This window comes from Paenimyroides ceti (assembly GCF_030409925.1).
In genome coordinates this window covers 21,345-31,344 of the sequence record NZ_JAUFQU010000020.1, presented here as the reverse complement: position 1 = coordinate 31,344, position 10,000 = coordinate 21,345, and the positions used below count along the sequence as shown (strand labels likewise).

The following is a 10,000-nucleotide window of genomic DNA, read 5'->3' as shown; positions in this document are numbered from 1 at the left end:
CAATCGATTTAGGATTTTTAATCGGTAAAGTAGAATATCCTGAGAAACTAAGTTTCCGCTATCGTTTAAAACCAAATGAAGAGTGGAGTCCTTATTTTACAGATCCTTCTATAAAACTAAGTTATATTGAGCCGGATGAATATCAGGTAGAGATTGAAGTAAATAATCTGGATACAGGATATATAGAAATTGTACAGCCCTTAACCATTATCATCAATCCGCCTTTTTATAAGACATGGAAATTCTTATTCGCGGTATTTGTATTTTCTTCTTTGCTGGTCTTTTTATTGCTTCGTTATAGAATTTCTGTACTAAAAAAGAAACATAGAAAAGAACAGGAACTGCAAGAGTATAATAATGCACAGAAGCTGAAAACGATACAGTTAGAAAGACGTATTACAAACACGAAACTCGAAGCATTGAGAAGTCAGATGAATCCGCATTTTATTTTTAATGTGCTCAATTCTCTTCAAAATTATATTATTGATAATGATGTAGATAACGCTTTATATTTCTTGAGCAAATTCTCGAAATTAACACGAGAGACACTGAATTTTTCTACCCTTCAATTCATTACGCTTAAAGAAGATCTGGATTTCATTAAACTGTATATAGATGTAGAAAATATGCGTCTGGATTATCCGGTTTCTCTGCATATAAAGAAGAATCTTGACTTTAATGAAAACGATTTGATGGTACCCCCTATGATTATGCAGCCTATTGTTGAAAACTGTATAAAGCATGCATTTACCAGACAAATTACACAACCCGTTATCGAAATTTCAGTGGAAATGCTTTTCTCAAAACTTGTCATTCGTATTAAAGATAATGGTATTGGATATGTAAACCAGAAAAAAGAAAATTACCATGAATCAAAAGGAATTGCTATGGTTAAAGAACGTCTTAATCTTCTTCACAATGAAAAGGGCACTTATTATACAGCGGAGTCATCTGAAAAGGGAACCGTAATCACTTTGATTTTACCCATAGAAATAGCATTCACTAAACAAAAGTAGGGTTTCACCCCCGAAAAACCCATTTTCGCTAAATTGAGAAAAAAATGTTCTGACTTTAGAACAAAAAAAATTAAATTGCAATATATTTGTTGAGTAAGATTAATATTTTTTTGAAAGAAAAGAAAAGTTAATTTTAATTAATTCTCTATGAATTTTATTTGTTGTTTAAAAAGTCCGCTTTAAGTGGACTTTTTTATTTACCTATAATAAAAAAGGCAGAACTTATTGTTCTGCCTTATTCTTTTATATTTTTCTTGTTATAAGTGGATTACTTCACCATAAGCATCAGCTACAGCTTCCATTACAGCCTCACTCATAGTAGGGTGTGGATGCACTGCTTTAAGAATCTCATGACCAGTCGTTTCGAGTTTACGGGCAACTACTGCTTCTGCAATCATATCCGTAACACCTGCGCCAATCATATGACAACCCAGCCATTCGCCATATTTTGCATCAAAAATTACTTTTACAAAACCATCAGGAGTACCGGCTGCTTTCGCTTTTCCTGAAGCAGAAAAAGGAAATTTACCAACTTTAATTTCATAACCTGCCTCTTTTGCTTTTTTCTCTGTTAATCCTACAGATGCGATTTCAGGAGTTGCATAAGTACATCCTGGAATATTTCCATAATCTAAAGGTTCAACATGTAATCCTGCCAATTTTTCAACACATAATATTCCTTCTGCAGAAGCTACGTGAGCTAATGCCTGACCAGGAGAAACATCACCTATTGCATAATAACCCGGAATATTGGTTTGGTAAAAATCATTTACTAAAATCTTATCTTTATCAGTAGCAATTCCTACTTCTTCCAATCCGATATTTTCGATGTTAGATTTAATTCCAACAGCAGAAAGTACGATGTCTGCTTCAAGTACTTCTTCTCCTTTAGCTGTTTTTACAGTTGCTTTTACACCGTCTCCGGTAGTATCAACTTTTTCAACTGAAGAATTAGTCATGATCTTAATTCCTGCTTTTTTCAAAGAGCGTTCGAACTGTTTTGAGATGTCTTCATCTTCTACAGGTACTATATTCGGCATGAATTCAACGATAGTAACTTCAGTTCCCATTGAATTATAAAAATGAGCAAACTCAACTCCAATCGCACCGGAACCAACGACAATCATTTTTTTAGGTTGTACCGGTAATGTCATTGCCTGGCGGTATCCGATTACTTTTTTACCATCTTGAGGTAAGTTTGGCAATTCACGTGAACGTGCTCCGGTAGCAATAATAATGTGATCTGCGCTATATTCAGTTACTTTACCATCTTTGTCTGTAACATCAATCTTTTTACCTGGTTTAATTTTTCCAAAACCGTCGATAACTTCGATTTTATTTTTTTTCATCAGAAATTGAACCCCTTTGCTCATACCTTCTGCTACGCCTCTTGAACGTGAAATTACGGCATTAAAATCCTTATCTACTTCTCCGTTTATGGTTAGTCCGTAATCCGATGCATGCTTCAGATAATCAAAAACCTGAGCAGATTTTAGTAAGGCTTTTGTAGGAATACATCCCCAGTTTAAGCAAATCCCACCTAAATTTTCTTTTTCTATAACGGCAACTTTAAAGCCTAATTGTGACGCACGAATAGCTGTTACATAACCTCCGGGACCACTACCTAATACTATAATATCGAATTTCATATATCTATTTTTCTGATAATATTTTCAGTCGACTAAAATAAGCAATTATTTTGTTTGCTGAAAGATTGATAATTAAAACTTGTTTTTTTTATTTTTAATTGCTGTAAAATTATTTTTATTCATTATTCTACGGCATATTGAGAATCATACAGATTTTTATAATATCCGTTTTCAATGGTCAACAACTCTTGGTGCGAACCTTTTTCTACAATTTTACCTTTATCCATTACAATGATAACATCAGCATTTACTATCGTAGCCAGACGATGGGCAATAACAATAGAAGTTCTGTCTTTTGTAAGAATTTCAGTTGCCTGCTGAATAAGTTCTTCCGAGTAGGTATCCACTGAAGAAGTTGCCTCGTCTAAAATAAGAATACTCGGATTGCTCATATACGCACGTAGGAAAGCAATTAACTGCCGTTGACCAGAAGAAAGCATAATACCACGCTCTTTTACATTATAATCATATCCGTTAGGGAGGCTTTCTATAAAGGAGTTAATACCAATTTTTTTAGCGGCTTCAATTACCTGTTCTTTTGTCAATTCAGGGTCATTAAGTGTAATATTGTTAAGAATGGTATCGCTGAATAAGAAAACATCCTGCAAAACTACAGCTATTTGTTTGCGCAGACTTTCTAAAGTAAAATCATTAATATTGGTGCCGTCAATGGTAATAGTACCTTCCGATATTTCATAAAATCGACTCAAAAGATTAATGATAGTAGATTTTCCGGCACCTGAAGAGCCTACAATAGCGACGGTCTGCCCTGATTTTACTTCTAAATCAATCCCTTTCAAAACTTCAACCCCGTCAATATAGCTAAAATGTACATTCTGCAGTGAAATATTGCCTTCAAATTTTGGAGCGGTTATCTGACCGTTTTCCTGTATAAGATCATTCCGATCCATAATTTCGAAAACCCTGTCAGCAGCTACAATACCCATTTGCATAACATTGAATTTATCCGCAATCTGACGCAAAGGGTTAAAAAGCATAGAGATCATCATGGTATAAGCAAATAAGTCTCCTGTCGTGGTAATATTATCTCCGCCAATGATGCTAAAACCTCCATAGATAATAACGCAACCCAACGTAACTGAAGATACAATATCAGCTATTGGAAAGAAAATAGAGTTATAGAGAATATTTTTCTGCCACGCATCATTATGCTTTTTATTGATTTCTTCAAATTTTTTATATTCCAATTCTTCTCTTGTGAACAGTTGTAGAATCTTAATACCTGTAATGCGTTCCTGTACAAAAGTATTGAGGTTGGCAATCTGGGCGCGTACTTCTTCAAAGGCCACTTTCATGTGTTTTTGAAAAACACGCGTAGCATATAGCAGTATGGGCATAGCAGCCAACACAATAATCGTAAGTTTCCAGTTCATATAGGCCATAATGCCCAAAACAACAACCATTTTAAGTACATCACCAATGATCATAAACAATCCCTGACTAAAAATGCTGGCGATAGATTCGATATCGGAGACATTTCGCGTAATCAGCTTTCCTACGGGTTCATTATCGAAATATTTCAATTTGAAACGGGTCATTTTGTCAAACAATTCTTCCCGTATGTCTTTAATAATATTTTGTCCCAGCCAATTGGCGATATAAGTAAAGGAAAACTGCGAACCGACCTCTAAAACCAATACAAGAAACATCAACAGTATATAAAACAGCAAACCCTGATTGTCTTTAGTCTCAATGTATTTGTCTACAACTTCTTTGAGCATATAGGGGCGAACGGCAGCAAAAACCGATAAAGTAATCACACTGATCACCACCCAATACATTTTGGTTTTGTAGGGTTGTGCATAATGCATTACTTTTTTTAATGTACTTGTTTTAAGTTTACTCATTTATATACGGATACTTGACTTTAGTTAAATATAAGCCGTGTGCCGGGACTGAAAATCCAGCCTTGCTGCGGTTTTTACTTTCAATAATATTTCTTAATTCGTCTACTTCAATTTTTCCTGTGCCGATATTAATCAGAGTACCTACAATTGCTCTTACCATATTTCTCAAAAAACGGTTGGCAGAGATGGTAAACATTATTTTATTACCCTCCTGAGTCCAGTAGGCTTCAGTAATCGAACAGTTAAAAGTAAAAACATCGGTGTGGACTTTTGAAAAGCATTCAAAATCTTCATATTCCAATAAAATTTTAGCTGCCTGATTCATTTTAGCAATGTCGAGATCCCTAAAATGATACCAGCTCAGATCTTTGCTAAACACATCTTTTTGAGTGTGTATAAGATACTCATAGGTTCGGGCAGAGGCATCAAAGCGTGCATGCGCTTCATCATGCATTCTTTTGACAGAAAAAACAGCAATGTCTTCCGGCAGAAAGGAATTTAGTTTTTTGACAAGCAGTGTATCATCAAATGATGTCTCAGTGTCAAAATGGGCATACATCTGAGCAGCATGAACTCCGGCATCTGTTCTTCCGGCACCAACAATCTCAAACGTATCATGCAGCAAGAGATTCAATGCTTTTGTAAGTACTTCCTGTACAGAAATAGCATTGGGTTGCGATTGCCAACCGTGATAATGGGTACCTTTATAAGCAAATTCTATAAAATATCTCAATTTGAATTTTCTAAAATCAATGCAAATATACGGCAATTTCACGAGAGCATTTTTATAAATATAAATACCTTCAGGTTAAAAAACATTGGTTTTTGTTTTCTATTTTTGTAATTAAACTTGAAATAATGAGATTCCTATTCATTTTAGTAGCATTTATTGGTAGTCTTGGTGCTTTTTCTCAATCGTTTGCTGATTATTTTGAAAATAAAACACTTCGTTTAGATTATACTTTCGAAGGAGATCATATCCATCAAACAGCTGCTTTGGAGGCTATGAAAATGATTCCGGAATGGAACGGAAGGAAGGTAAATCCTGAACAAGTATTGCTGCAGGGAAACGGCCAGATACAGATGTATGATGCAGCTACAAATCGGCTCATTTATGTAGAAAGTTACAGCACCTTATTTCAGGAATGGACTACTCTTGAGGTGGCTAAAAAGACACAGAAGAAGTTTGAAAATGTATTTCTGGTTCCTTTTCCCAAACAAAAAGTGAACATAAAGATAGTCTTCTTTGATAAAGCCAATACTGCGCATGTTTTACTCAATCATACTGTTGATCCTAAAGACACTAATATTCAAAAAGAGCCAAAGAAAAATGAAATAGAGACCATAATAATACATAAGAGTTCACATCCTAATCCTATAAAAATTGCCGTTGTTGCAGAAGGATATTCGAAGAAAGAAATGAAAACGTTTAAAAGAAAAGCCAATGCATTTGTCAGACAGCTCTTCAAACATTCGGCTTTCAAAAAATATCAGGAACGATTTCAGGTTATTGCCGTGATGCCGGTTTCAATAGACAGTGGCATCACAACTCCGCGCAAACAGGAATGGAAAAATACAGCTTTACAAGCCAGCTTTGATACGTTTGATATGGATCGATATCTTACCATTCAACACGTAAGAGAGATGCATAATGTACTCGAAGGAATACCTTATCATCATATTGTAGTACTGGCAAATTCCGAAGTATATGGTGGGGGAGGTATTTACAACAGTTATGCTGTTATGTCTGCACAAATTAAAAAGTTTGCCAGGGTTACAGTACATGAATTCGGACATAGTTTTGCAGGATTGGCAGATGAATATTTTTACCCGTCTGATCACTTACAGCAAACTACAAAAAACAATTTTGAACCCTGGGAACAAAATATTACCAGTCTGGCTAATTTTGAGACAAAGTGGAAACGTTTTTTGAAAAAAGACACTCCAATTCCCACTACTTATACAGAAAAAAACAGACCTTTAGGTGTCTATGAAGGATTAAAAGGAAACGGAATTTACATACCGGGTCAGGTATGCCGTATGAAAACCAACGGTGCAAAAGATTTTTGTACAGTTTGCAGCCATGCAATAGAGCAACTTATTTTATTTTATACAGAAGAATAGTGAAAAAAATTCTTTTACTTTCGGATACGCACAGTCATATAGATGATCGTATTCTCAATTATGTACATCAGGCAGATGAAGTTTGGCATGCCGGTGATATCGGTGATTTGAAAGTGACCGATACTTTAAAAAAGCTCAAACCCTTACGTGCCGTCTATGGTAATATTGATGATCATGAAGCCCGTTTAGAGTTTCCACTCAATAACCGCTTTATGTGCGAGGGAATGGATGTTTGGATTACCCATATTGGCGGTTATCCCGGAAAATATAACATAGCTATCCGGGAAGAACTAAAAGAAAATCCACCCCAGTTATTTATCTGTGGTCATTCCCATATATTAAAAGTTCAGTTTGATAAAGCGTTGAATTGTCTACATATGAATCCTGGAGCAGCAGGTATATATGGTTTTCATCAAATACGCACAATGCTGCGGTTTGAAATTGATAAAGGAAAGATTCAACAATTAGAAGTAATAGAATTAGGTAAAAGATAAAATGAAGATATACGATACAAAAGGCTGGCTGGTATTTATTTTTAAAATACACAAATCCGATACGATTCAAAAATTATGGCCTACAATTTTGTTAATGGGCTTGCTTTCATGGTTGGTGGCGTATATTGAAATCGACTATTTGGAACTTCCTCAGAATTCAGGTTTGAAAAATATTGCCATGCTGCACGGGGTAATTGGTTTTGTGTTATCTCTTCTATTGGTTTTTAGAACTAATACAGCTTATGATCGCTGGTGGGAAGGCCGGAAAGCATGGGGAAAACTCATTAACGATGTACGGAATATTGCTATTAAACTCGACAGTGTATTGCCGGAAGATGATAAAGCCAATCGAAGTTTCTACGCTAATAAATTAAAGATGTATGCCCGTATTCTGCATACCCATCTTACGAACGAATCTACAAAATACATGCTGGATGAAAGTGAGCATCCTGAATTTGATGATTATCTCAAATCACAGCACCCGCCATCATCCATTGCCGGAAAGATGCGGAAGATGACTCAGAAACTATCTAAAGATGGCGTAATTATGCCAGAGGATAAATGGACTATTGATCAGCTTTTAAATGGTTTGATTGATGTTGCAGGAACCTGTGAACGGATTAAAAATACTCCCATTCCGTTTGCTTATGCACTGTTTATTAAGAAGTTTATCTTTGTATATGTAATAACACTACCCATCGGATATGTTTTTACAACCGGATATTATATTGTACCTTTGGCTATGGTCGTGTTTTATGTATTGTTGAGTCTTGAGCTTATTGCTGAAGAAATTGAAGACCCTTTCAATGGCGGTACAGATGATCTGCCAACCAATAAAATAGCTGAAAACATCGGCAGAAATGCTACAAATATTCTTATGCAAAATTTCAAATAATATGGACAAAAGTATCTTTGATTTTTTAAAGCAAATCGAAAAAAATAATAATCGCGAATGGTTTTCTGAAAACAAAAATAGATATGATAAAGCGGCTGCAGAGGCTAAAATATATTTTACCAAAATATATGATGAGTATGCAAAACGCGATCATCTGGAAGCCATGAAAATATACAGAATTTATAGGGATGTTCGATTCTCAAAAGATAAAACACCTTATAAAAATCATTTTTCTATGTTTATGGCACGTACCAAACCCTTTTTAAGGGGCGGCTACTATTTGCATATCGAACCCGGAAAGAGTTTTGCCGGAGGAGGTTTCTGGGAACCCAATAAAGAAGATTTATTCCGGATTCGCAAAGAAATCGAACTTGACGACCGTGAATTGCGTGCGATTATTGAAGATAAGACCTTTAAAGATACATTTGGAAACCTCACAGGTGACGAATTGATAAGCGCTCCTAAAGGTTTTGATAAAAATCATCCGGCAATTGATCTGATCCGAAAGAAGCAATTTCTGGTTTCTAAATCATTTACAGACAAAGAAGTACTTGCTCCTGATTTTACAGAAAAAGCAGTAGCTGTTTTTACAGCAATGCGTCCTTTTTTTGATTATATGTCAGAAGTGCTGACTACCGATTTAAACGGAGAATCATTATATAAATAAAAAAGAGGCTTATGCCTCTTTTTTATTCTTCTTTTAAAACTTTTTTAGCTACTTTACCAACGGTGAGCCCCTGTACTACAATTGAAAATAAAACAACAATATAAGTAATCTCCAGTAGCGTATCTTTATATTCGCCATTAGGCATTGATAAAACCAATGCTATAGAAACACCTCCTCTGATACCGCCCCAAACCATGGTTATTAAAGAACCTCGTGTATAAGTATTTCTGCGCAAAATTGATTTCAGTGGTATTAGTATCGACATCATTCGCGAAAACAAAACAATGAAGATGGCTACGAATCCTAAAACCAGCTGTTCTTCCAGATCAGGCAACAACAAGAGCTCAAAACCGATAAACAGGAATAAGATGGCATTCATAATCTCATCAATCAGCTCCCAGAATTTACCTAAATAATCTCTGGTTGTCTCATTCATTGAATGTGTTTTTCCATAATTTCCGATAATAAGACCTGCGATTACCATTGCTAAAGGAGAAGACACATGCAGTTGTTTGGCTACGAGGAAACCACCCATTACAATGGATAAAGTAATCAGAACAGAGACTTTATAATCATCTATTTTTTTCATAACGTTAGAGGCTGTAAAACCGAGTAAAGTTCCTAATATAACACCTCCGCCGGCTTCAATTAAAAACAGGCTCGAAACAGAGGCAAAGGTCACTTCAAAGCTGGCATCAGTAGCCATTTTTAAAACTACGGCAAACATGACTACAGCTACTCCGTCATTAAATAAAGACTCCCCTGTAATCTTGGTTTCAATGTGCTTCGGTACTTTTGCCTGTTTAAGAATTCCCAATACCACAATAGGATCGGTAGGTGAAATGAGCGTTCCGAACAACAGACAGAAGATAAAAGGTATTTCAATACCAAACAAAGGAGCTACATAAAATAACAGACCTGCAATGATAAAGGCTGAGAGTACTACACTTATGGTAGCATACGTGGCTATTGAGCTTTTCTGATCTTTGAGATCGGCAATATTCACATGGAGAGCACCCGCAAAAAGCAGAAAGTTAAGCATAGCGCCCATGAGGATTTCATTGAAATCAAATTGCTGTATAAGTTCAAAAAACTCTTTAGTAGTCTGAGGAAAAAACTGATCTCCTACCAGACGGATTCCTAAAGAAACCAACACAGCTATGATCATAATACCGATCGTAGCGGGTAATTTTAAAAACCGTAAATTGAGATAAGCAAATAATGAGGCAAGTACAATTAAAACTGAAAAGGTATAGTATAATTCCATGGGAGATAAATTTTCTGCAA

General features: G+C 35.5%; 9 protein-coding genes. 5 read left to right on the top strand and 4 right to left on the bottom strand.

Annotated features, from left to right (window positions below; all coding sequences use genetic code 11):
* On the top strand, positions 1-1,016 hold a 1,016-nt coding region (locus QW060_RS19270), incomplete at its 5' end, for a sensor histidine kinase (RefSeq protein WP_290364936.1).
* Positions 1,017-1,273: 257 nt separating this feature from the next.
* Here QW060_RS19270 and lpdA read toward each other — a convergent pair.
* The 3 genes from lpdA to truA form a co-directional block, all read right to left on the bottom strand.
* On the bottom strand, positions 1,274-2,665 hold the full coding sequence (gene lpdA, locus QW060_RS19265) for a dihydrolipoyl dehydrogenase (RefSeq protein ID WP_290362524.1): 1,392 nt from the start codon (positions 2,663-2,665) through the stop codon (positions 1,274-1,276).
* 122 nt (positions 2,666-2,787) lie between these two features.
* Positions 2,788-4,533, bottom strand: coding sequence for an ABC transporter ATP-binding protein (locus QW060_RS19260; protein ID WP_290362525.1), 1,746 nt, complete (start codon positions 4,531-4,533; stop codon positions 2,788-2,790).
* On the bottom strand, positions 4,526-5,266 hold the full coding sequence (gene truA / locus QW060_RS19255) for a tRNA pseudouridine(38-40) synthase TruA (protein WP_290364692.1): 741 nt from the start codon (positions 5,264-5,266) through the stop codon (positions 4,526-4,528). Before truA ends, QW060_RS19260 begins: the two co-directional genes overlap by 8 nt.
* Before the next feature lie 125 nt (positions 5,267-5,391).
* On the opposite strand from truA, the gene QW060_RS19250 reads away from it, so the two are divergent.
* The 4 genes from QW060_RS19250 to QW060_RS19235 are packed head-to-tail and all read left to right on the top strand — an operon-like array spanning position 5,392 to position 8,713.
* A complete protein-coding gene (locus QW060_RS19250) occupies positions 5,392-6,657 on the top strand; it encodes a M64 family metallopeptidase (RefSeq protein WP_290362526.1) in 1,266 nt (421 codons plus the stop codon).
* Positions 6,657-7,151, top strand: coding sequence for a metallophosphoesterase family protein (locus QW060_RS19245; protein WP_290362527.1), 495 nt, complete (start codon positions 6,657-6,659; stop codon positions 7,149-7,151). The genes QW060_RS19250 and QW060_RS19245 overlap by 1 nt, the downstream gene beginning before the upstream one ends.
* 1 nt (position 7,152) lies before the next feature.
* Positions 7,153-8,046 (top strand): bestrophin family protein, encoded by an 894-nt coding sequence (locus QW060_RS19240; RefSeq protein WP_290362528.1) that lies wholly within the window; start codon positions 7,153-7,155, stop codon positions 8,044-8,046.
* A 1-nt stretch (position 8,047) separates the two neighbouring features.
* Positions 8,048-8,713 carry a DUF2461 domain-containing protein gene (locus QW060_RS19235; protein WP_290362529.1) on the top strand — a complete coding sequence of 222 codons (666 nt, stop codon included), beginning with the start codon at positions 8,048-8,050 and terminating at the stop codon, positions 8,711-8,713.
* Between the two features lie 22 nt (positions 8,714-8,735).
* Here the strand turns inward: QW060_RS19235 and QW060_RS19230 are convergent, their stop codons facing one another.
* Complete coding sequence (locus tag QW060_RS19230; protein WP_290362530.1) at positions 8,736-9,980, bottom strand: cation:proton antiporter; 1,245 nt, start codon at positions 9,978-9,980, stop codon at positions 8,736-8,738.
* Positions 9,981-10,000 lie beyond the last annotated feature (20 nt).

What these genes read in the sequence shown, in the direction of transcription:
- lpdA (WP_290362524.1), bottom strand. Translation starts at nt 2,665, where the DNA reads ATGAAATTCGATATTATAGTATTAGGTAGTGGTCCCGGAGGTTATGTA.
- QW060_RS19260 (WP_290362525.1), bottom strand. Translation starts at nt 4,533, where the DNA reads ATGAGTAAACTTAAAACAAGTACATTAAAAAAAGTAATGCATTATGCA.
- QW060_RS19250 (WP_290362526.1), top strand. Translation starts at nt 5,392, where the DNA reads ATGAGATTCCTATTCATTTTAGTAGCATTTATTGGTAGTCTTGGTGCT.
- QW060_RS19240 (WP_290362528.1), top strand. Translation starts at nt 7,153, where the DNA reads ATGAAGATATACGATACAAAAGGCTGGCTGGTATTTATTTTTAAAATA.
- QW060_RS19235 (WP_290362529.1), top strand. Translation starts at nt 8,048, where the DNA reads ATGGACAAAAGTATCTTTGATTTTTTAAAGCAAATCGAAAAAAATAAT.
- QW060_RS19230 (WP_290362530.1), bottom strand. Translation starts at nt 9,980, where the DNA reads ATGGAATTATACTATACCTTTTCAGTTTTAATTGTACTTGCCTCATTA.